The 21739-nt window shown below is 66.9% G+C and carries 17 protein-coding genes; 11 read left to right on the top strand and 6 right to left on the bottom strand.

Annotated features, from left to right (window positions below; genetic code table 11):
• The first annotated feature begins 22 nt into the window (after positions 1-22).
• The 9 genes from GGR48_RS10530 to GGR48_RS10490 all read left to right on the top strand — a co-directional run bounded on the left by GGR48_RS10530 (position 23) and on the right by GGR48_RS10490 (position 9324).
• A complete protein-coding gene (locus GGR48_RS10530; RefSeq protein WP_183951908.1) occupies positions 23-790 on the top strand; it encodes a phosphatidate cytidylyltransferase in 768 nt (255 codons plus the stop codon).
• The gene (gene dxr, locus GGR48_RS10525) at positions 790-1947 is read left to right on the top strand and encodes a 1-deoxy-D-xylulose-5-phosphate reductoisomerase (RefSeq protein ID WP_183951867.1); all 1158 of its coding nucleotides are present in this window, start codon (positions 790-792) and stop codon (positions 1945-1947) included. The genes GGR48_RS10530 and dxr overlap by 1 nt, the downstream gene beginning before the upstream one ends.
• The gene (gene rseP, locus GGR48_RS10520) at positions 1944-3080 is read left to right on the top strand and encodes an RIP metalloprotease RseP (RefSeq protein ID WP_183951866.1); all 1137 of its coding nucleotides are present in this window, start codon (positions 1944-1946) and stop codon (positions 3078-3080) included. Before dxr ends, rseP begins: the two co-directional genes overlap by 4 nt.
• Before the next feature lie 79 nt (positions 3081-3159).
• Positions 3160-5889, top strand: coding sequence for an outer membrane protein assembly factor BamA (bamA, locus tag GGR48_RS10515; protein ID WP_183951865.1), 2730 nt, complete (start codon positions 3160-3162; stop codon positions 5887-5889).
• On the top strand, positions 5889-6563 hold the full coding sequence (locus GGR48_RS10510) for an OmpH family outer membrane protein (RefSeq protein WP_221211472.1): 675 nt from the start codon (positions 5889-5891) through the stop codon (positions 6561-6563). The genes bamA and GGR48_RS10510 overlap by 1 nt, the downstream gene beginning before the upstream one ends.
• Positions 6564-6572: 9 nt before the next feature.
• Positions 6573-7064, top strand: a complete 492-nt coding sequence (gene fabZ / locus GGR48_RS10505; RefSeq protein WP_183951864.1) for a 3-hydroxyacyl-ACP dehydratase FabZ — start codon at positions 6573-6575, stop codon at positions 7062-7064.
• Positions 7065-7158: 94 nt separating this feature from the next.
• Positions 7159-7389 carry a 50S ribosomal protein L31 gene (gene rpmE, locus GGR48_RS10500; protein ID WP_007404343.1) on the top strand — a complete coding sequence of 77 codons (231 nt, stop codon included), beginning with the start codon at positions 7159-7161 and terminating at the stop codon, positions 7387-7389.
• A gap of 136 nt (positions 7390-7525) precedes the next feature.
• Positions 7526-7840, top strand: coding sequence for a PilZ domain-containing protein (locus tag GGR48_RS10495; protein WP_183951863.1), 315 nt, complete (start codon positions 7526-7528; stop codon positions 7838-7840).
• Between the two features lie 80 nt (positions 7841-7920).
• The gene (locus tag GGR48_RS10490; RefSeq protein ID WP_183951862.1) at positions 7921-9324 is read left to right on the top strand and encodes an L-serine ammonia-lyase; all 1404 of its coding nucleotides are present in this window, start codon (positions 7921-7923) and stop codon (positions 9322-9324) included.
• A 9-nt stretch (positions 9325-9333) separates the two neighbouring features.
• Here the strand turns inward: GGR48_RS10490 and GGR48_RS10485 are convergent, their stop codons facing one another.
• The 5 genes from GGR48_RS10485 to GGR48_RS10465 form a co-directional block, all read right to left on the bottom strand.
• The gene (locus tag GGR48_RS10485; RefSeq protein WP_240456018.1) at positions 9334-10128 is read right to left on the bottom strand and encodes a ThuA domain-containing protein; all 795 of its coding nucleotides are present in this window, start codon (positions 10126-10128) and stop codon (positions 9334-9336) included.
• Between the two features lie 173 nt (positions 10129-10301).
• The gene (locus GGR48_RS10480) at positions 10302-11858 is read right to left on the bottom strand and encodes a DHA2 family efflux MFS transporter permease subunit (protein ID WP_183951860.1); all 1557 of its coding nucleotides are present in this window, start codon (positions 11856-11858) and stop codon (positions 10302-10304) included.
• Positions 11858-13045, bottom strand: coding sequence for an HlyD/EmrA/EmrK family protein (locus GGR48_RS10475; protein WP_183951859.1), 1188 nt, complete (start codon positions 13043-13045; stop codon positions 11858-11860). Before GGR48_RS10475 ends, GGR48_RS10480 begins: the two co-directional genes overlap by 1 nt.
• Positions 13042-14451 carry an efflux transporter outer membrane subunit gene (locus GGR48_RS10470; protein ID WP_183951858.1) on the bottom strand — a complete coding sequence of 470 codons (1410 nt, stop codon included), beginning with the start codon at positions 14449-14451 and terminating at the stop codon, positions 13042-13044. The genes GGR48_RS10475 and GGR48_RS10470 overlap by 4 nt, the downstream gene beginning before the upstream one ends.
• The gene (locus tag GGR48_RS10465; RefSeq protein WP_183951857.1) at positions 14448-14900 is read right to left on the bottom strand and encodes a MarR family winged helix-turn-helix transcriptional regulator; all 453 of its coding nucleotides are present in this window, start codon (positions 14898-14900) and stop codon (positions 14448-14450) included. Before GGR48_RS10465 ends, GGR48_RS10470 begins: the two co-directional genes overlap by 4 nt.
• Positions 14901-15088: 188 nt before the next feature.
• Between GGR48_RS10465 and GGR48_RS10460 the strand changes: the two genes are divergently transcribed.
• On the top strand, positions 15089-16636 hold the full coding sequence (locus GGR48_RS10460; RefSeq protein ID WP_183951856.1) for an alkaline phosphatase D family protein: 1548 nt from the start codon (positions 15089-15091) through the stop codon (positions 16634-16636).
• Between the two features lie 157 nt (positions 16637-16793).
• A complete protein-coding gene (locus GGR48_RS10455) occupies positions 16794-18932 on the top strand; it encodes a TonB-dependent siderophore receptor (protein ID WP_183951855.1) in 2139 nt (712 codons plus the stop codon).
• Between the two features lie 45 nt (positions 18933-18977).
• Here the strand turns inward: GGR48_RS10455 and GGR48_RS10450 are convergent, their stop codons facing one another.
• Positions 18978-21464 carry a glycoside hydrolase family 9 protein gene (locus GGR48_RS10450; RefSeq protein WP_183951854.1) on the bottom strand — a complete coding sequence of 829 codons (2487 nt, stop codon included), beginning with the start codon at positions 21462-21464 and terminating at the stop codon, positions 18978-18980.
• Positions 21465-21739 lie beyond the last annotated feature (275 nt).

Here is a 21739-nt window from a genome sequence, read left to right as displayed (position 1 = left end):
CGAAGCGGCCCCGGTCAAAAGCATGTCCAACCTGACCAAGCGGGTGTTGGCCAGCGTCGTGATGATCGCGGTGGCCAGCCTCTGTCTGGCCCTGGGCGGTCTGGCCTTCTGGCTGCTCGCCGTCGTCGTCGGGCTGTTCATGATGGCCGAATGGTCCGACCTGTTGAAGGTGGACCGTTCGCGCAAGCGGCTGGCGCAGTTTACCTTGTCGGTGCCGCTGGCGATCATGGCGCCGGGGCTGGCCGCCGGACCGGGCTTTTTCGCGCTTGGGTTGATCGCTGCCGCCTTCTTCTTCCTGACGATCATTTCGCGGCGGCCCGAATATGGTGCGGGCGCGCTCTATGTCGGTCTGCCGGTCCTGTCGCTGCTCGCCATTCGGCTGCATGTCGATGGCCTGGCGCTGTCGCTCTGGGCGATGGCGCTGGTCTGGGCCTGCGACAGCGGCGCTTTCTTCGTCGGGCGGCAGTTCGGCGGGCCGAAGTTGGCGCCCAAAATCAGTCCCGCCAAGACCTGGTCCGGCCTGATCGGTGGCGTGGCGGCGGCGACGCTGCTCGCGGTCGTCATGCGCTGGGCGCATGGTTTGCCGCTGCATCTCGTCATTGCGACGCCCGTGCTGGCAGTGCTGGCGCAGGGCGGCGACCTCTTCGAAAGCGCGCTCAAGCGGCGGGCCGGGGTCAAGGATAGCGGCAATGTGCTGCCCGGCCATGGCGGCGTGATGGACCGGCTGGACGGTATCGTGCCGGTCGCGCCGATCGCGGCTCTTCTGATCTTCCTGCCGGACCTGTTCTGATGCGCAGCGTAACCATTTTGGGCGCGACCGGTTCGGTCGGCACCTCGACCCTCGACCTGATCGAGCGTGAGCCGGACCGTTACCGTGTCCGCGCGCTGACCGCCAATTGCGACGTGGCCAAGCTGGCCGCCGCTGCTCGGCGCACCCATGCCGAACTTGCGGTCGTGGCGGACGAAAGCTGTCTGCCCGATCTGCGCGACGCGCTGGCCGGCACCGAGACCCGCGTGGCGGGGGGGCGTACGGCGGTGATCGAGGCGGCGGCGCTGCATGCCGACTGGACCATGGGCGCGATCGTCGGTTGCGCAGGGCTCGAGCCGGCCATGGCCGCCATCGCCAATGGCGGCACGGTGGTGCTGGCCAACAAGGAGCCGTTGGTCTCGGCGGGCGAGGTGGTGCTGGCGGCTGCGGCCAAGGCGGGTGCGACGCTGCTCCCGGCCGACAGCGAGCACAACGCCATCTATCAGTGCTTCGACTTCGACCGCCCCGAACGGGTGCGCCGGATCGTCCTGACCGCCAGCGGCGGACCGTTCCGCACCTGGACGACCGAGGACATGCGCCGCGTCACTCCCGAGCAGGCGGTGGCGCATCCCAACTGGTCGATGGGCGCGAAGATCTCGGTCGACTCGGCGACGATGATGAACAAGGGGCTGGAGCTGATCGAGGCCGCGCGCCTGTTCCCGGTCCCCTCCGACCGGATCGAGATCGTGCTGCACCCGCAATCGGTCATCCATTCGGCGGTCGATTATATCGATGGCTCGATGCTGGCGCAGCTCGGCCCGTCGGACATGCGCGTGCCGATCGCGCATTGCCTGGCCTGGCCCGACCGGATGCCGACGCCGATGGCGCCGCTCGACCTGGTCGCCTTGGGGCGGATGGACTTCGCCGCGCCCGATCCGGTGCTCTTCCCCGCGCTGCGGCTGGCACGTGCCGCGCTGGAGGCGGGTGGGGCGGCGCCGGCCATCCTGAACGCCGCCAACGAAATCGCGGTGGCGGCTTTTCTCGGCAAGCGCATCGGCTTCCTCGAAATTGCCGCAATCGTCGAGGATGTTCTCCATCGCTACGACCCGGCCCCGCCGGAAACGCTCGACGCAGTGATCGCGATCGATGCGGAGGCGAGGGTCTTGGCGGGCGAGCGCGTAGAGGATTGCATCGTTTGATCGAAACCCCCGGCCTGTTGCTGACCATCCTGGCCTTTGTTTGCGCGCTCGGTCCGCTCGTGTTCGTTCACGAGATGGGGCATTATCTCGCCGGCCGCTGGTTCGGCGTGAAGGCCGAGACGTTCGCGATCGGCTTCGGTCGCGAGATCGCCGGCTTCACCGACAAGCGCGGCACGCGGTGGAAGATCGGCTGGCTGCCGCTGGGCGGCTATGTGAAGTTCGCCGGCGACATGAACCCGGCCAGCCAGGCGGACGCAGCCTGGCTGTCGCTGCCCCCTGAGGAGCGCGCGCGCACCTTCCAGGCCAAGCCGGTATGGCAGCGCGCGATCATCGTCGCGGCGGGGCCGGCGATCAATTTCCTCGCCGCCATCCTGATCCTCGCCGGCTTCGCCTATGCCTATGGCGAGGTCGTGATCCCGCCGGTCGTCGGACAGGTGATGCCGGGCAGCGCGGCGGCCGCGACCGGACTGAAGCCGGGCGACCGGGTCACCGCGATCGACGGCCGGGAGGTCACCGACTTCGCCGACATCGCGCGCTATGTGCAGATTCGCGCCGGTGAGCGCGTGACGATCGCCGCGACGCGGAACGGCACGCCCTTCACCACGTCGACGACCATCGGCACCGATCAGCAGCGCGACCGCTTCGGCAACGAATATCGCGTCGGCCGGCTGGGCCTGCGCGGCGCGGGCACGATCGACGTCCAGCCGGTCGGCCTGCTGCGCGCGCCGGTCGTGGCGGTGAAGCGGACCGGCGAGATCTTCCGCATGATGGTCGAGACGCTGGGGCAGGTGATTTCCGGCCGCCGTTCGGTCAAGGAACTGGGCGGCCCCGTCTCGATCGCCAAGGTGTCGGGCGAGCAGATGTCGCTGGGCCTCGACGCCTTTGTTTTCTTCGTGGCCCTGGTGTCCATCAATCTGGGGTTCATCAACCTGTTGCCGGTGCCGATGCTGGATGGCGGCCATCTTTTCTTTTATGCGATCGAAGCCGTGCGGCGACGCCCCCTGGAGCCGGCGGCTCAGGAATGGGCGTTTCGCGGCGGTTTGATCGCGATCCTGGCCCTGATGCTGTTCGTGACGTTCAACGATCTGGGCAATTTGGGGCTTTGGAAGAATATCGCCGGCTTGATCGGGTGACGCCGATGGGGCAGGGCGCGAGTACGACAGGGGTCGGTTCGACTTTTCTGGGGTGGGTTTGGTGACAGCAATGACGGGTATGAAGACTGTGCGCGCAGGCGCCATGCTGCTGGCGGGCACGATGCTGTCGGGTGTTCCCGTCATGGCGCAGGTCGCGCCGGCCGGTGCCGCGCCGCAGACGACCGCGACCCAGGTGGCCGCACCGGCACCGCAGCGGGTGATCAAGACGCTGCGGGTCGAGGGCGCGCAGCGTATCGAGCCGGAGACGGTGCTCTCCTACACCAAGCTGCGTCAGGGCATTCCCTACACGCCCGAAACGCTCGACCAGGCGCTAAAGGATCTGCAGGCGTCGGAGCTGTTCGCCGACTATTCGATCTCGGGCGTCGAGACCGGCGACATCGTCCTGCGCGTCCGCGAAAACCCGATCATCAACCGGGTGATCCTGGAGGGCAACAAGCGCCTGAAGGACGACAAGATCAAGAAGGAGATCAAGCTCGCGCCGCGGCAGATCTTCACCCGCACCGCCGTCCGCCAGGACGTGGCGCGCATCGTCGAGCTGTATCGCCGCCAGGGCCGGTTCGGCGCGGTGGTCGAACCGAAGATGGTCAATCTCGACCAGAACCGCGTCGATATCGTGTTCGAGATCAGCGAGGGGCCGAAGTCCAAGGTCCGCCAGATCAACATCATCGGCAACGAGAAGTTCTCGGACGACGAATTGCGCGGTGCGATGTTCACCAAGCAGTCGCGCTGGTTCCGCTTCCTGTCCTCGGCCACCAGCTACGACCAGGACCGCCTGGCCGCCGACCAGCAGAAGCTGCGCCAATTCTATCTGACCAACGGCTATGCCGATTTCCGCGTGACCAGCGCGGTCGCCGAGCTGACGCCGGACAAGCGCGACTTCATCATCACCTATGTGGTCGAGGAAGGTCCGCGCTACAAGTTCGGCGATGTGAAGGTCGACAGCCAGATCCGCGACTTCGACAATACCAAGCTCGCCGCGTCGCTGCCGATGAAGAAGGGTGACTGGTACAACGCCAAGCTGGTCGAGGACTCGATCGACAGCCTCAGCCAGACGGCGGGCCTGTTCGGCTATGCCTTCACCGATGTGAACCCCGACTTCCAGCGTGACAAGGACACGCTGACCATGTCGATCACGTTCAACATCGCCGAGGCGAAGCGCACCTATATCGAGCGCATCGACATCAACGGCAACACGCAGACGCAGGACAAGGTCGTCCGCCGCGAAATCCGCGTGGCCGAGGGTGATGCCTTCAACAGCTTCCAGGTCCGCCGCAGCCAGGACCGCATCAACTCGCTCGGCTATTTCCAGGAAAAGCTGGAGATCAAACAGAACCCCGGCTCGACGCCCGACCGTATCGTGCTGGAAACGAATGTCGAGGAACAGTCGACCGGCTCGCTCCAGCTGTCGGCCGGTTACTCGTCGCTCGAGCGCTTCATCGTCCAGGCGAACATCACCCAGCGCAACTTCCGCGGCAAGGGCCAGGAACTGCGCGCCGGCGTGAATTATTCGGCTTACCAGAAGTCGATCGAACTGGGCTTCACCGAGCCCTATGTGTTCGACAAGAATATCGCGCTGGGCGTCGACGTGTTCCGCCGCGACTTCAACTCGTTCAACTTCAACCTGGGGTCGCGCCAGACGACCTACACCCAGGTCTCGACCGGCTTCCAGGTCCGTGCCGGCGTGCCGTTGACCGAATATTGGTCGCTGTCGGGCCGCTATGGTCTCAGCTATGACGAGGTCGGCCTGGCGCGCGACTTCTTCAACGCCGATGGCAGCTGTAACTTCCAACAGGTGGGTCGCTATTTCTGCGACTCGGTCGGCAACCGCTGGACCTCGTCGATCGGCTATTCACTGATCTTCGACAGCCTGAACAGCCGTCTGCGTCCGACCGCCGGTCATCGCTTCTCGCTGAGCCAGGACTTCGCCGGTCTGGGCGGCGACGTGAAATATATCCGCACGCGCGCCGAAGGTGCCAAGTTCATGGGCCTGGGCAAGGGCTTCGTGTTCTCGGTGCTGGGTGAGGGCGGCTATATCCACTCGCTGGAAAAGAGCCGTGGCCCCGGTATCGATCCGGTCCGTATCGTCGACCGTTTCTATCTGGGCGAGCCGCAGTTCCGCGGTTTCGACATCCGTGGCGTCGGCCCGCGCGTGCTGCGTATCCCGTACAATGTGGCGGCAGACGGTACGCAGACGCGCGAGACGGACCGCCAGCGGTTCTTCGACGACGCACTGGGCGGCCGCGCTTATTATCTGGCGCGTGCCGAACTGGAACTGCCGCTCGGTTCGGGCGCCCGTGAAATGGGTCTGCGGCCCAGCATCTATGTCCAGGCGGGCAGCCTGTGGGGCATCACCCGTCCGCTCCCCTCGCTGGGCTTCCCGCAGGCGAAGGATGCGAACGGCAAGCTGCTGTTCAATAAGGATGGTTCGCCCACCCTGGCGCCGATCGCGGCGACCGATCAGCAGGGGCGGCCGCTGTATCAGGTGCCCACACCCGCGGCGGGAACGACCGATCCGAACGCCGGCCTGCAGACGACCTGCCCGGTCGGGTTCTCGTCGACCCTGGGTGGTGCCTGCACCGGCACGTCGGTCAACACCGCGGTCCAGAACACCAATTACACCCTCGAGGAATTCTACGGCGGCACGTGGAAGCCGCGCGTGTCGATCGGTATCGGCGTGAACTGGAATTCACCATTTGGACCGCTGCGCATCGACCTGGCCAAGGCATTGGTCACGCAGCCGGGCGACGACCCCAAGCTCATCACTTTCAACGTAGGGACGCAGTTCTGATGAAGACGATTTCCAAGCTCCTCCTCGCGGCGGCCCTGGTGGCCCCGGCCGCCACCGTCGCGACCAGCGCGCAGGCGCAGGTCAACGGTGTCGCCGTCGCCGATCCGCAGGGCGCGATCGCCGGTTCGCGCGCCTGGGCCGCCGCCCGCCAGCAGATCGAGACCACCTACAAGACCCAGCTCGACCAGGCCGAGACGCGCCGCACCGCGCTGACCCGCGAGCTGGAGCCGCTGGTCCAGGCGTTCCAGACCGCGCGTTCGCAGCCCAACGCCAACCAGACCGCGCTGCGCACCCAGGCCGAGCAGATCGAGACCCGCCAGCAGGCGGCGAACCAGGAACTGCAGCGCCTGACTCAGCCGGCGGTCCGTGCGCAGACCTATGCGGTCGAGCAGCTCCAGGCGCGTCTGGGCGAAGCGGTGCAGAACGCCGTGCGCGCTAAGAATGTCAGCCTGCTGGTCAGCCCGCAGGCCGTGCTGTTCATGCAGCCGACCGCCGACATCACCACCGCCGTGACCGCCGAGCTGGACAAGCTGGTCCCGACCGTCAGCATCACGCCGCCCGCCAACTGGCAGCCGGGCCAGGGTGGCCAGCAGGCCGCGACCCCGGCCAACGCACCGGCCCCCGCCGCCGCGCCGGCAGCGGCACCGGCGCGCCGTCAGAACAGCGGCCGGTAATCTCCGCCGATGACTGACGCAACGACGGACGGGGTGAAGACCGTCATCGGCCCGATGGACGTTACCCGGGTCATGGCGGCGATCCCGCATCGTTACCCGATGCTGCTGGTCGATCGTGTCGAGGAGCTGATCCTCGACACGTCGATCCGCGCGGTGAAGGCGGTGACGATCAACGAGGCCTTTTTCCAGGGCCATTATCCCGGCCGTCCGATCATGCCGGGCGTGTTGATCGTCGAGGCGTTGGCGCAGGCCGCCGGCGTCCTGGGCGTGGAAAGCCTGGGCCTCGCGAACTCGGGCAAACTCGTCTACTTCATGTCGATCGACGGCGTGAAGTTCCGCAAGCCCGTCGAACCCGGCGTCCTCCTCCATCTGGAGGTCGAGTTCGTGTCGAAGCGGACCCGCGTCTGCAAGTTCGCCGGCGTGGCCAAGATCGACGGCGTGGTCGTGGCGGAAGCCCATTTTACCGCGATGATCGCCGACCCGCCCGCCGCCGAGGTGTAAGCGGTCGCGGTTTTGACTAACGGAGCGCGGTCCGCTATGGGCCGCGCTTCCCGCTTTCAGGCTGGTCGGAACCAGCCATTTCCGGAGCAATATCATGAAGACCGACACGCATCCCGACTATCACATGATCAAGGTGCAGATGACCGACGGCACCGTGTTCGAAACCCGCTCCACCTGGGGCAAGGAAGGCGACACGATGCAGCTCGACATCGATCCGCTGGCGCACCCGGCCTGGACCGGCGGCCGTGGCCAGATGCTCGACACCGGCGGTCAGGTCGCGCGCTTCAACAAGCGTTTCGGTGGCGGTCTCACGCTCCGCAAGTAATCGCCCGCACGCCATTCGGCGTCGCTGGACAAAGGCCCGGTGCTTCCTCGCGGAGCGCCGGGCTTTTTTTGCGTAAGGCGCTGTGGCGGCAAAATTCCTTTGCGATGTGTTAACCAGCCTGCTTTAGCTTCGAGCCATGTTCGCCGCTGAATTCGAACCCTTGCAACCTCCCAGCCGCCGCCGGTCGAAGCGTGCGGCGGTGGCGGTCGAGACCGAATATGAAAGCGACGGCATGGCGCGCGCGCTGTGCAAGGTGCTGGACATTTCCGCCCATGGCGCACGGCTCGAAACCTATACCGAGCTGCAATGCGGTATGACGATCGGCCTGCGTCTGCCCAAGATCGGGCAGGTGATCGCCCGTGTCGTCTGGGCGACCGACTTCGCGGCGGGGTGCCAGTTCCATGAGCCGCTCGACAAGGAGTCCTTCGCGATCCTCGCGCCGCTCGCCTGAACCGCCGGGCGGGCGGTAACGGGTGGCCAGTCGGATGGGCATGGGTTATGTCGGGCCAACTCGTAACAATTGGAACGATCTTGACCCTGCCCGCCATTCCCGCCGCCACGCCATCACGAGCCGAGGACAGCGTCGCCGCGGTCAGCGTGACCGAGCTGTTCACCATCGGCATCGGACCGTCGAGCTCGCACACGGTCGGACCGATGCGCGCGGCCAAGGCCTTTGCGACCGAGATGCTCGACACCGGGCTGGTGCCGGACCGGGTGCAGGCCGAATTGTTCGGTTCGCTATCGTTGACGGGGCGGGGACACCATAGCGACCGCGCGGTCCTGCTGGGGCTGGCGGGCGAGACGCCCGAGGCGATCGATCCCGATGCGATCGAGACGATGCTCGCCACCATCCGCGACACGAACCGCATCATGCTCGACGGGCGGCATGCGCTGGCTTTCGATTGCGAGGACGATCTGCTGTTCCGCCCCGGCTTCCTGCCGGCGCATCCGAACGGCATGGTCTTCACCGCCTTCCTGTCCGATGGCAGCGCCGTCGTCCGGCGCTTCTATTCGATCGGTGGCGGCGCGATCCGCATGGAGGGCGCCGAGCCGATGAAGACCAACAGGCGGCTGGCGCATCCCTTCGCGTCGGGCGCCGAACTGCTCGAACGTACGGCGGAGACGGGACTGTCGATCGCGCAGATCGTGCGGGCGAACGAGGCGGCGTGGCGGGAGGATGGCGAAACCGATGCCTTTCTCGACCGGGTGCGCGACGCGATGTGCGCCTCGATCGAGCGGGGCTGTGCTGCCTCGGGCATCCTGCCCGGCGGCCTGAAGGTCCAACGGCGCGCGCAGGCGATCAAGCAGAAGCTGCTCGACCGCGGGCCACGTACCGACCCCAGCCTGGTGTTCGAATGGGTCAGCCTGTGGGCGCTGGCGGTCAATGAGGAGAATGCGGCGGGTGGCCGCGTCGTCACCGCGCCGACCAATGGCGCGGCGGGCGTGATTCCGGCGGTGCTGCGCTATTATGAGGCCTTCGTCCACGGCGCGACGCGTGACGGCACGCGCACGCTGTTGCTGACGGCGGCGGCGGTGGGGATGCTCTACAAGAAGCGCGCGTCGATCTCGGCGGCGGAAATGGGCTGTCAGGGCGAGGTCGGCGTGGCCTGCTCGATGGCGGCGGCCGGGCTGGCGGCAGCGCTGGGCGGCAGTCCGGCGCAGGTCGAGAATGCCGCCGAGATCGGCATGGAGCATAATCTGGGCCTGACCTGCGACCCGATCGGCGGCCTGGTGCAGATTCCCTGTATCGAGCGCAACACGATGGGCGCGATCAAGGCGATCAATGCCGCCTATCTGGCGCTGCACGGCGACGGCCGGCACATCGTCAGCCTCGATCAGGTGATCGAGACGATGCGGCAGACCGGCGAGGACATGAAGTCGCAATATAAGGAAACGAGCCTGGGCGGCTTGGCGGTGAACGTCGTCGAATGCTGACCCCGCCGATCAGCGCGCCGCCCAGCGGATCGCGTTGGTCAGGATGTGGCGATAGGACGGATCGTCGTACAGCTGCGGCTCATGCCCCAGTGCGGAGTAGAAGACCCGGCCTTTGGTGCGCGGATTGATCCACATGACCGGGTGGTGCGCGCCCATGCGGAGCTTTTCGCCGGGGCGATAGCTGGCCTCGTCCACCTGGGCGAGCACGGTCATGCCTTGCGCGGCGGGGTCGCGGTCGAAGCTGTACCATTCGTCGCGTGCGACCCAGGGCAAGGTGACGCCCGCCAGGATCGGATGGCGCGGTTGCGTCGCGGTCACCTGTGCGGTCTGGATATGATCGGGGCCATTGGGGTGGCCGATGAAGGTCGTACCGATGATCGTATCGGCGTACCACGGCGTCTTGTGGCTATCGTCCCCGGCGGAATGGAGCGCCACGACACCGCCGCCGCGCGCGACGAAGCGCGAGAAGGCGGCTTGCTGTTCGGGCGTCAGGAAGTCGCCGCTGGCGCTGTTCAGCACCACCACCGAGAAATGACGCAACTGGTCGTCGTTGAAGACCGCCGCATTCTCAGTGGTGTAGCTCGCGCGGCCCAGCCGCTTGGCGATGTCGGCCAGGACCGCGTTGGAATGCGGGATATGCTCGAAATGCCGCCAGCCATTGGTCTTGGAGACGATCAGCACGCCGTGCGCGATGCCGGCGGGCAGGGTGGGGGCGACAGTGTCGACGACCTTTGTGGGCAGATGTGGGTCGGAGAGTGCCTGTACCGCCGCGACCAGCGCGATCATCATCAGCGTTTTCAGCATCATCCCTCTCCCTTTTGGGGGAGCGTAGCAAGCTGACGGCTAAGGGCAATGCATTCCTCCCCTGCAAGGGGGTGGGGACCATGCGGAGCATGGTGGAGGGGTGTCACCAGCAGCGGTGACACCCCTCCGTCAGTCCTGCGGACTGCCACCTCCCCTTGCAGGGGAGGAATAATCTAGTCCGCCGCGATCGGGCCGTCATGCGGCTTGGGTCGCCGGGTGAACCATGTCAGTGCCGCCAGCACGATGCACAGCCAGGCCGAGACATAGAAGATGTCGGTCGAGGCGAGCAGATAGGCCTGGCCCACCATCTGGCGCGTGACGGCGGCGGCGGCCTGGGTATCGGTCAGCCCGAGATGGTTCAGCCCCATCCGCGCCATCTGCCAGACCGGGTTCTGCCCGATCGCCTCGGCCAGATGCGCCTGGTGCAGCGCCTCGCGCCGGTCCCACATGGTCGTGGTCAGCGAGGCGGCGAAGCTGCCCGCCGTGATCCGCGCGAAGTTCGAGATACCGGTCGCCGAGGGGATACGCGCCTGCGGCACACCGTCCAGCGCGATGGTCAGCATCGCCAGGAAGAAAGTGCTCATCGCGATACCCTGCACCATCAGCGGCAGGACGAAGTCGCCGAAGCTCGCCTGGGTATTGAGGCCCGAGCGCATCCAATAGGACAGGCCGAATGCGGCGAAGGCGATCGTCGCCATGATCCGCGCATCGACCTTGCCCGACAGCCGCGCGACGAAGGGCGTCAGCACCACCGCGACCGCGCCGCTGGGCGCGGCGACAAGCCCCGCCCAGGTCGCCGTATAGCCCAGCTGCGTCTGGAGCCAGAGCGGCAATAGCAGCGTGTTGGCGAAGAACACTGCGTAGCCCAGGCAAAAGGCCAGCGTGCCGATGGCGAAGTTCCGCCCTTTGAACAGCGACAGGTCGACCGCCGGATTGGCGTCGGTCAGCTCCCAGATCAGCCAGGCGATGAAGCCGACGACCGCGATGATCGTCATGACGACGATACGGGTCGAATGGAACCAGTCGTCATTCTTGCCCAGGTCGAGCATCATTTGCAGCGCACCGACCCAGACGACCAGCATGATGAGGCCGACCTTGTCGATCGGCAGGTTGCGGGTCGGCGTTTCGCGAGCGGACAGCCCGCGCCAGCACACGCCCGCACAGAACAGGCCGACCGGCACGTTGATCAGGAAGATCCAGCTCCAGTGATAATTGTCGGAAATATAGCCGCCCAAAATCGGCCCCATGATCGGCGCGACGAGCGTGGTCATCGACCAGATGCCGAGCGCGGTCGATCGCTTCTGCGGCGGGAAGATCGAGATCAGCAGTGCCTGGCTGCCCGGGATCATCGGCCCCGACACCGCACCCTGCAGCACGCGAAAGCCGATCAGCGAGGACAGGTTCCACGCGATGCCGCACAGGAAGGAGGCGATGGTGAACAGCAGGACCGAGACGCAGAAGGTGCGCACCACGCCGAACTTGCCCATCAACCAGCCGGTCAGCGGCACCGCCACGCCGTTCGCGACGGCGAAGGCGGTGACGACCCAGGTCGAATTGTCCGAACTGACGCCCAGATTGCCCGCGATGGTCGGCAGCGAGACATTGGCGATGGTCGAATCGAGCACCTGCATGAAGGTGCCCAGCGCCAGCGCGAAGGCGACGAGCGCCAGCGCCGGGCCTGTCAGCGGCGCCGGGCCCGCCCCCGCGCCCTGGGAAGGGGCGCCGGCCATCAGCGATTGGCCGCGATGATCTGCGCGATCCGGACCTCGACCGCCGGGTCGTTCGCATCGGTGGCGGGGGTGCGATAGGCCTGGGTCGCCGCCGAGCCGATACGCGGGCCGCGCTGATCGGCGGTGTCGACCGTGACGGTCGCGGACAGGCCGACGCGCAGCGGGTTCTGGCGCAGCTCGTTGACGTTCAGGCCGATGCGTACCGGCACGCGCTGGACGATCTTGATCCAGTTGCCGCTGGCGTTCTGCGGGGGCAGCAGCGCGAAGGCGTTGCCGCTGCCCGCGCCCAGGCCGATGACCTTGCCGTGATAGACGATCTTACCGCCATACATGTCGGCGACGATGGTCGCGGGCTGGCCGATGCGCAGGTCCTTCAACTGCGTCTCGCGGAAATTGGCGTCGACCCACAGCCGGTCGAGCGGCACCACCGCCATCAGCGGGGTGCCGGCGGCGACCTGCTGGCCGACCTGCACCGTCCGCTGCGCGACCACGCCGTCGATGGGCGCGATGATGTGCATATGGTTGCGAGTGATCGCGGCGCGGCGATAGGCGGCGATGGCGGCCATCACGGCGGGGTTGGTGCCGACCTGGGTCCCCTGCACGGCGGTCCTGGCCTGGGCGGCCTGCGCACGGGCGAGGTTCAGATTGGCGGTGGCGACCTTCACCGCATCGGCGGCGTGCGACAGTTCCTCGCCCGATACCGCGCCCTCGGCGGCGGCGCCCCGGCGGCGGGCATAGTCGGACTGGGCGCGGGCCAGCTCGGCCTGCGCCTGCACGATCGCCGCGCCGCTCTGGTTGACCTTGGTGAAGTCGGCGCGGGTCGCGCGCACCGCCTGTGCCAGCTGTGCGGCGGCCGAGGCCAACCCGACATCGGCGGTGGCCGGATCGAGGTCGATCAGCGGCGCACCGGCCTTCACCGTCTGGGTATTGTCGGCGTGGATGGCCAGCACCGTGCCCGGATCGCGCGCGGTGATCGACACCACGTCGCCCGCGACATAGGCGTCGTCGGTCTCTTCCTCGGGCTTGGCGAGCAGGAAGTGGAACACCGCCCACACGACCGCGATCAGCACGACGACCACCACCAGGATGGTCAGGCCCAGGCGGCGCGCCTTGGGCTTGCCGCCGGTCGGGGCCTGGGTCGTGGGGGCGGCCGGTGCGGTGGAGGGGGCGGCTTCGGTGTCGCTCATTGCGTGATACCTTGCGAGGAAGAGGAGAAACCGCCGCCCAGCGCGACGGCCAGCGCGATGCGCGCCTGGACCGCGTCGGCGGCGAGATTGATGTCGGCCTGCTGCGCTTCGAGCTGGCGGATGTCGGGATCGATCAGCCCGAGCTGCGATTGCAGCCCGGTCGACACGCGAATGGCGTTCAGGCGGCGGGTCTCGGCCAACCCGCGTACCACCTCGCGCTGTCGTGTCCGCTCGGTGGCGATGGTCCGGCTGCGCGTCACCGCATCGGCGGCTTCGCGCACCGCGCCGACGACGCGGTTGTTATAGTCGGCGGTCGCCAGATCGAGCGCGGCGGTCGCGCCCGCCAGCCCGGCGCGCAGCCGTCCGCCGTCGAAGATCGGCAGATGGATGGCCGGCCCGACGCCCGCCGTGGCGGCATCGGTGGTGAACAGATTGCCCAGGCCCACCGCCTGGAAACCGGCCAGCGCCATCAAATTGACGTTGGGCAGGAACGCCTTGCGCGCCACCTCCTGGCCCGCACTCGCCGCCTCGATCCGGGCGAGCGCGGCGGCGATGTCGGGCCGGCGCGAGAGGAGATCGGCGGGCACGGCCGCCGGCATGGGCAGCGCGGTATCGAAGCCCAGCCGCGTCGGCGTGATGGTGGCGGGATAGTCCAGCCCGCGTCCCGCCAGTGCCGCCAATGCATTGCGCGACAGGGCCGTCTGCGCCTCCGCCCGCGCCAGCGCGACCTGCGCCTGGGCGAGCAGCGTCCGGGCACCGGTGGCGTCCAGCTGGCTGGCCAGATTGTTGCGGATGCGCGCCTGGATCAGCGTCAGCGAATTGCTGCGCGTTGCGATGGTGCTGCGCGCGATGGCCGCCTGCTGCTCGGCGCGGGCCAGCTCGACATAGGTCTGCGCTACCGCGCTGGCGATGGCGAGCCGCGCCGCCGTCACGTCGAGCGCGGCGGCGCGGGTCGAGGCGCGCGCGGCGCCGATCGCGGTGGCCTGTCGCCCGAACAGGTCGATCGTCCAGTTCAGATTGGCCTGCGCCTGGCCCAGCCACTGGGTCGTGCCGGCAAAGGGTGGCGGGATCGTGTAGCGGCCCGAGATCCGGCTATATTGCTCCTGCGCGTTCAGCGAGACGTCGGGGCCATTGTCCGCACGGCGGCTGGCCAGCACCGATTCCGCCTGCCGCAAGCGGGCGAGCGCGATGTCGAGTGAGGGGTTGCCCGACAGCGCGTCGGCCATGATCCGGTCGAGCTGCGCATCGCCCAGACCACGCCACCAGTCGGCCGCGACGAGCGGCGCCTGCGCATCGCCCAGGCCCAAGCCCAGCCGATCCGGGGCGATCGGTGCGACGGCGGGGTGCGTCTGTGGCGCGGAACAGCCGGCCAGCAACAGGCCGATGGCGAGGGCGAAGCGCTTCATGCCACCGTCTCCAGCTTGTTACGCAGTCGCAGAAGATAATCGACCATCTGCTCGACATCCTCGGGTGCCCAGTCGGACAGCCACACATCCCATTGCGCCACGACCTTCTCCTTGCAGCGATGCGCGACTGCGCGCCCTTCGTCGGTCAGGCTCAGCCGCACGACGCGGCGATCCTCGGTGCAGCGGCTCCGCGCGATCAGGCCGTGCTCCTCCAGCGTGTCGACGATCCGGGTGGTGGCACCAGTGTCGTGACACAGATGACGCGACAATTCCGCCGCCGTCCCCGCCAGATCGTAGAGAAGCGCCATCAGCGCGGTCCATTGGACGTGCGTGACTTCCTCATGCTCGAAGATCGGCTCCATGCCGATCCGGGCGAGCTGGAACACACGCTTGGTCAGATAGCCGACCGAGCGTTCGGGGTCATAGGAGTCGGGTTGCTGCGTCACCATATCGCTGCCTTGGCAATGATTGCCTAGGCAGTCAACATCCCATGGCAGGATGACGCATTTGTCATGACGCGAACGCGGCCTGTCATGCGCGTGTAACATCATATCCTGTATTTGCCTGGCTTTTGGTCGGAGTATCCCCTCATGTGCCCTCCCAGCGCTTGCCATCGTCGCCTGTTCGGAGCCACGGCATGACCCTGTTCACCCGACGTCATCTGCTTGGCAGTGCGGTACTGCTCGGGGCCGCACCGGCCGTCCTGCACGCGCAGCAGCTATTCGCCGCCTATCCATTCCGGCTGGGGATCGCGGCGGGTGATCCTTCGGCGGACGGCTTCGTGATCTGGACGCGGCTCGCCCCCGATCCGCTCGCCGAGCATGGCGGCATGCCGATGGCGCCGGTCGCGGTCGACTGGCAGGTGGCGCGCGACGAGGGGATGCGCGATGTAGTCGCGAAGGGCACGGCGCTGGCCCGTCCCGAACTCGCTCATTCGGTCCATGTCGAGGTGACCGGGCTGGAGCCGGCGCGACCCTATTGGTGTCGCTTCCAGATCGGTGGCGAACGGTCGGCGCGGGGCGTGGCGCGGACCTTGCCACCCGCCGGTGCGCCGCTGGACCGGGTCCGCTTCGCGGTCGTCGGGTGCCAGGCCTATGAGGACGGGCTGTACACCGCCTATCGCCACATGGCCGAGGAAGCGCCCGACTTCGTCTTCCATTATGGCGACTATATCTATGAGGGCCGCGATTCCCCGCTCGCGTTCGGCTATGACGGGCAGCCGCGCCGGTTCGTGCGCGAGCATGTCGGGCAGAAGCTGTTCGACCTGGCCGATTACCGCCGGCGCTATGCCCAGTACAAGCTGGATACCGACCTTCAGGTCGCGCACGCCGCCGCCGCATGGTTCCCGACCTTCGACGATCATGAGGTCGAGAACAACTGGGTCGGCCTGATCGATCAGGAGGGCACGCCGCCCGAGGATTTCGCGCTGCGTCGCGCGATGGCGCTCCAGGCCTGGTATGAGCATATGCCGGTCCGGCGTGCCGCGATGCCGACGCCATCGGGGGTGACCGCCTATCGCCGGGCACGGATCGGCAATCTGCTCGACCTGCATCTGCTCGATACCCGCAGCTTCCGTAGCGATCAGCCCTGCGACGATGGCTTCAAGCCGGTCTGCGCCGGGGTACGCGATCCGGCGGCGCAGGTCATGGGCGATGCGCAGGAGAAATGGCTGGCGGCCAATCTCGCCAAAAGCGGCGCGCGCTGGAACGCCATAGCGCAGCAGGTGATGGTCATGCCGCTCGACCGCCGCACCGACGATGCGCCGGCGGCGATCCGCAACATGGACAGCTGGGGCGGCTATGACGGCCCACGCGAGCGGTTGCTGGCGATGCTCAGCGGTCGCAACGCGGTGGTGCTGACCGGCGACGAGCATCAGACCTTCGCCGGCGAATTGCGGACGCAAGGCGGCAACGGCGCGGCCAAGGCGGTGGAGTTCGTCACCACCTCCATCTCCTCGGGCGGAGACGGGGCCGATGTCCGCAAGGGCAATGACCGGATCATGGCGAACAACCCCTATCTGAAATACACCGCCGACCGGCGTGGCTATTCGATCTGCGAGGTGCGCCGCGATGCCTGGCAGACGCGCTTCCACGCGGTGCGCAGCGTCTCGACACGCGATGCGCCGGTGGTGACGCTCGCCACCGCGACCGTCGCGGCGGGGGAGCCGGCCATCACGATGGGGTAGGGCCGATCACCCGGCGCTCCGGGCGGCCTGGCGGCGCCTGGCGCGCCGGGTAGCGTCGCCAACATGACAACGTAAATATGCGATTGATTATCATTAGTGGTATCACTAAAGCCGCCGCCGAACCCCCGAACGGGTGAGAGACAGCAGCGGAGGAAGTATGAAGCGCAGCCTGTTGGCAGGCCTGCTGGCCGGTGTCGCATCGGCCGTGATCGGTGCACCGGCATGTGCGGCGGAGACGGCTCCGGCCAATGATCCGCAACGCGACAACGACATCATCGTCACCGGTGCCCGCGTCGCACAGGCGGGGGATCAGCAGAGCGCATCGCCGACCGGCCTGTCGCTGTCGCTTCGCGAAACGCCGCAGTCGGTGACGGTGATCGATCGTCAGCGGATCGAGGATTTCGCGCTGACCAATGTCCAGGATTTGTTGACCCAGACGGTCGGCATCAATGTCGAGCGGACCGAGACCGACCGGACCGAGTTCAACTCGCGCGGGTTCGACATCACCAATTTCCAGTTCGACGGCATCGGCCTGCCGCTGTTCTACAGCATCCAGACCAGTGACCTCGACACCGTGCTGTTCGACCGGGTCGAGGCGGTGCGCGGGGCGAACGCGATCATGACGGGCGTCGGCAATCCGTCCGCGACGATCAACTTCCTGCGCAAGCGCCCGACGACCGGCTTCCAGGCCAATGGCTCGGCCTATCTCGGCTCGTTCAACATGTGGCGGCTGGACGGCGATGTCTCGGGGCCGCTGACGACGAATGGTGCGCTGCGGGCGCGGGTGATCGGCGCGCATGAGGAGCGCGACAGCTATCTCGACTATAACCACGTCAATCGCGACGTCATGGCGGGGCTGCTCGCCTCGGACGTGACCCCGGCGCTGACCGCGACGCTCGGCTATTCGCGACAGGACAATCGTTCGCGCGGGGTGCTGTGGGGCGCGCTGCCGCTGACCTATTCGGACGGGACGCGGATCGATTATGCCCGCTCGGCCTCGACCTCGGCCGATTGGACCTATTGGAACACCATCGACCAGACCGCCTTTGGCGAGCTGGCGTGGAAGCCGGGCGGCGACTGGGCGGTGCGTGGTGTCGTCACCTATCGCCGGTTCGAGGAAAGCGCGCGGCTGCTCTACGCCTTTGGCCTGCCCGACCGGACGACCGGGCGGGGTATGCAGGGGCAGACCGGGCGGTACGATTCCAACTACGACCAGCTCCTGTTCGACGGCTATGCCTCGGGCAGCGTGTCGCTGTTCGGGCGCGATCACCAGCTGGCCTTCGGCGTGTCGAACGGACGTTCGGACGGCGAGCAATATGCCGGCAACGGCCTGGCGTTCGTCGATTATGGCGATGTTCGCGACCTCGCCGATTTCCGCGCGCCGCAGATCGGCTACAGTCCGATGGCGCAACAGGCGGACACGCGCGACCTGCTGACCCGCGCGTACGGCGCGATGCATCTGAACCTGACCGACCGGCTGAAGGGCGTGGTCGGCGCGACCGCAATCTGGCTGAAGAGCTCGGGCCTGTCCTACGGCACCGATCAGGCGCGCAACAACAGCCGGGTCAGCCCCTATGCCGGGCTGCTCTATGACCTGACCGATCATCTGACCGCCTATGCGAGCTATACCAACATCTTCAATCCGCAGAGCGAGGTCGACATTACCAACCGCCGCCTCGACCCCGCCAGCGGGACCAGCATCGAGGCGGGCCTGAAGGGCGAGTGGATGGGCGGTCGCCTCTATGGCTCGGCGGCGGTGTTCCGCGCCGAGCAGAAGGGGCTGGCGCTGTTCGCAGGGCAGTTCGACGGCACCAACGGGCCTGTCGGCAACAGCTATTACACCGGGCAGGACTCGATCTCGAAGGGCTTTGAGGTCGAGGTGGCGGGGCGGATGACCGATCGCTGGCTGGTGTCGGGCGGCTTCACCCATCTCCAGATCGAGGATGGCGACGGCATCCGCGCGCGCAGCTTCATTCCGCGCGACACGTTCAAGCTGGCCGCGACCTACAGCATCGAGCAGTTGAACGACCTGAAGCTGGGCGGCCAGTTCCGCTATCAGAGCCGGATCAGCAACACCAATGGCGCGGTCGATGCGGCCGGGCAGGCGGTGCCGGTGGTGCAGGATGCCTATGCCACGCTCGACCTGCTGGGCAGCATCCGGGTGATCGACCATGTCCGCGCGAGCGTGAATGTGCGCAATGTGACCAATGCCAAGTATCTCGGCACGCTGAAATACGGCCAGGCCTTCTATGCCGCACCGCGCAGCGTGATGGCGACGCTGCGTTTCGATTATTGAGGCGGGTGAACGGGGCGGGACTATAGTGTCCCGCCCCGCATGCCATCACCGATCTTCCTTCGTCGCCTCGATCGCGGCGTTGGCGGCCAGGATATAGGCCGAGGTCGTCGCCACCGTATATTCATTTTCGAACCACAGGAACGGCCAGTCGGTCTTCAGCTCGGGGAAGTCCGGCTTTACGATCAGCACGCCCGGCACCAGCCCGCCGGGGATGAAGCCGTAATCGGCGCGATTATGGCCATAGCCGATCAGCTTGGAGGCGGTGCCCACCGTCGAGACCAGCGACAAATTATTCGCCGGGTGCCGCCCCAGCACATAGTCGATCGCGTTCAGCGTATAGTCGGTGCCGATGATCTCCGGGAACGCCTTGTGCATCAGGTACATGGTCGATCCGAACTCGACCACCTGATGCGACCCCGCCCAATTGCCCTCGCTGATCGGCACGCCGAACGGGTTCTTGCCGATTTCGGCATCGCGTTTGGCCTTGGCCGCACGCACCATAGGCACCAGCGCGGCACGATACTGGGCGTCCATATAGGGGATGGCGCGGATCGCCGAGGCACCGACCCAGGCGAAGCTCTTGGCGATCACCGGCATCAGGCCGCGCAGGCGATCGGCATAGAGCTTGTCACCCTTGCTGGTGATCAGCAGCTCGACCGTCGCGCCGACATTCGCGCCGTCCGCCGACCAGGGCGAGCCGGAGTCGTCGCGGCCGTCGCCGGCCTTGATCTTGCCCTTCTGCTGGCGCGCCCAGAGGACCTTGGCGGCGTCGAGCGCCTCGGCGGCCATGGCGGGATCGCTGTCGGCCAGCGCGCGCGAAGCGGCGGCCAGCGCGCCCGCCACCGCCAGATTGTTGGCGGGCAGATCGGTGGTGAAGGCCCAGCGATCGTCCTGCGCGCCCGACGAGCCGCCCTTACGCTCGGTCGTGCCCAGCGCGGCGTCATAGGTCAGATTGTCGGTCTGCGACCCGGCATCGCCCAGATGGGCATATTGGCGCTGCGCCGGATCGATGATGCCGACGATCGCATGGCCGAACACCTTGTACTGGGCGAGCAGTTGCAGGACGCCGTGGCGGATCTGCTGGACTGCGTCCGGCTTGCCATCGGGCTTGCGGATCTCGACCGCGCGGGCGGCTTCGTCGACGCTCGTCTCGTCCCAGTCGAGGCCATAGAGTTCACGCCCCCAGACCAGATCGCGAACCACGGCGGCGTTCTGCGGCGTCTGGATGTCGTAATCGCCCGCGTCCTGGAACCCGCCGACGTTCAGGCCGGGGATATGCTCGCCGGGCTTGAAGGGGGAGTCGAGGTTCGGCCCCATCTTGTATCCGTCGAAATGGACGTGATTGGGCGGGGCTTGTCGCGCGTCGTCGAGATGCGAGGGCGCGGACCAGACGCGGTACTGCTCGCGAATGCCGACATGATCCATTTGCTCAGCGATGAAGGTGTCGAGCGAGGTCTGCCAGATGCGGTCATAGGCATCGGCGGCGATGCGGAAGGGGTTGGTGACCTGCCCGCCATAAGCGATGGCATAGACGCCCGGCTCGCGCACGCTGGAGAAGTCGAAGGCGGCGTAATTGTACCGCATCCAGCGCCCGCGCGACGTGACGGCGGCGCGCAGCACCGGCTGACGGGTGCCGTCGGCGGCCAGCTTGACCAGTTCGGCCTCGGCCGGAGCGGGCCCATGCGGATCGGTTTCGATCAGCGCGACCTTCGACCGGCCTGGGGTATAGCCGGCCTGGTTGAACGACACGACCGGCGGGCGCACCCAGTTCTTCACGACATTGGGGCGGACATGCCAGACGACGGCATTGTCCTTTGCCCCGACGGCGATCGGCGAGCGCACCACGAACCAGCCATTCTGCGCCCGGTTGCGCGCGTCATAGAGTTCGAGCGCGCCGGCATCCGAGGTGATGGTGACGCGCGTCAGCGGGTCTTCGGGGGCGAGCGTGATCGACTTGCCGCCCGCCGCCAGCGGTATCGGATCGCCCGAGCCGTCCTTGGCCATCGGCCCCGTCGCGTGGCGCGGGAACAGGCCCGGCGCGGCGTCCATCAGATAGGTCTTGCCAAAATAGCTGGTCGGCAGAAAATCGAGATTGAACCCGGCCTTGCCCGCCAGGCTGGCGGGCAGCGGCTGGTCGAGGTCGACCGCGATGCGAAAGCCGTCGCCCTCGGCGGTGACCTTCACCTTATAGGCCAGGTCGACATCCTTATAGGCGGAACGGACCACGATCTGATTGGCCTCGGTTCCGCGCGTGCGGCCGAGAAAGGCGGGGACGGGGTCCCACTGTTCGGGCGTGCGATTGAGCCGAACCGCGCCATCGGTGGCGATCCGCTCGCCATGCAGCACGATCTGGATGCCGGCATTCTTCTCGTCGAAGAAGATCGGGCTGAACTGGTTCTGGTCGACCATCACGGTCAGCCCCTGGGTCTCCAGCGTTTCGGCCGGTGTCACCGCCAGCGTTTGGGCAAGAGCATGGGCGCTGGCCAACAGGCTGGCCGAGGTCAACAAGGTGAACCCTATCCGTTTCAGCATTACCCCTCCTATTGCGCGATAGCGCTATCATTTCTGCAGATGGATAAGGCGTGAAACGGGCAGGGTGCCCGGTACCTGACCGTCCGCAAATACGGGGCGATTGCCGCCTCCGTTACGGGGCAATCTGAGCGAAGCGTAAGGATTAAACAATGGGAAAATAGCGTCTTGCTTCAGATCAGCATGATCGCGCAGCTTGACGGTCGGGCGAGATTGGCCGGCCAACATTCGCATCCGAATAACGCTCACATGGCTTTGGGCTTTAAATCGACAGGGCA

It is taken from the genome of Sphingomonas pseudosanguinis (genome assembly GCF_014196255.1).
GTDB lineage: Bacteria > Pseudomonadota > Alphaproteobacteria > Sphingomonadales > Sphingomonadaceae > Sphingomonas > Sphingomonas pseudosanguinis.
The sequence above is the reverse complement of the archived record's forward strand: the minus strand, read 5'-3'. Positions and strand labels throughout refer to the sequence as shown.

What these genes read in the sequence shown, in the direction of transcription:
- GGR48_RS10475 (WP_183951859.1), bottom strand. Translation starts at nt 13,045, where the DNA reads ATGAGCGACACCGAAGCCGCCCCCTCCACCGCACCGGCCGCCCCCACG.
- GGR48_RS10470 (WP_183951858.1), bottom strand. Translation starts at nt 14,451, where the DNA reads ATGAAGCGCTTCGCCCTCGCCATCGGCCTGTTGCTGGCCGGCTGTTCC.
- fabZ (WP_183951864.1), top strand. Translation starts at nt 6,573, where the DNA reads ATGACTGACGCAACGACGGACGGGGTGAAGACCGTCATCGGCCCGATG.
- GGR48_RS10530 (WP_183951908.1), top strand. Translation starts at nt 23, where the DNA reads ATGTCCAACCTGACCAAGCGGGTGTTGGCCAGCGTCGTGATGATCGCG.
- dxr (WP_183951867.1), top strand. Translation starts at nt 790, where the DNA reads ATGCGCAGCGTAACCATTTTGGGCGCGACCGGTTCGGTCGGCACCTCG.
- GGR48_RS10455 (WP_183951855.1), top strand. Translation starts at nt 16,794, where the DNA reads ATGAAGCGCAGCCTGTTGGCAGGCCTGCTGGCCGGTGTCGCATCGGCC.
- GGR48_RS10510 (WP_221211472.1), top strand. Translation starts at nt 5,889, where the DNA reads ATGAAGACGATTTCCAAGCTCCTCCTCGCGGCGGCCCTGGTGGCCCCG.
- GGR48_RS10465 (WP_183951857.1), bottom strand. Translation starts at nt 14,900, where the DNA reads ATGGTGACGCAGCAACCCGACTCCTATGACCCCGAACGCTCGGTCGGC.
- GGR48_RS10460 (WP_183951856.1), top strand. Translation starts at nt 15,089, where the DNA reads ATGACCCTGTTCACCCGACGTCATCTGCTTGGCAGTGCGGTACTGCTC.
- rpmE (WP_007404343.1), top strand. Translation starts at nt 7,159, where the DNA reads ATGAAGACCGACACGCATCCCGACTATCACATGATCAAGGTGCAGATG.
- bamA (WP_183951865.1), top strand. Translation starts at nt 3,160, where the DNA reads ATGAAGACTGTGCGCGCAGGCGCCATGCTGCTGGCGGGCACGATGCTG.
- GGR48_RS10485 (WP_240456018.1), bottom strand. Translation starts at nt 10,128, where the DNA reads ATGCTGAAAACGCTGATGATGATCGCGCTGGTCGCGGCGGTACAGGCA.
- GGR48_RS10495 (WP_183951863.1), top strand. Translation starts at nt 7,526, where the DNA reads ATGTTCGCCGCTGAATTCGAACCCTTGCAACCTCCCAGCCGCCGCCGG.
- GGR48_RS10450 (WP_183951854.1), bottom strand. Translation starts at nt 21,464, where the DNA reads ATGCTGAAACGGATAGGGTTCACCTTGTTGACCTCGGCCAGCCTGTTG.
- GGR48_RS10480 (WP_183951860.1), bottom strand. Translation starts at nt 11,858, where the DNA reads ATGGCCGGCGCCCCTTCCCAGGGCGCGGGGGCGGGCCCGGCGCCGCTG.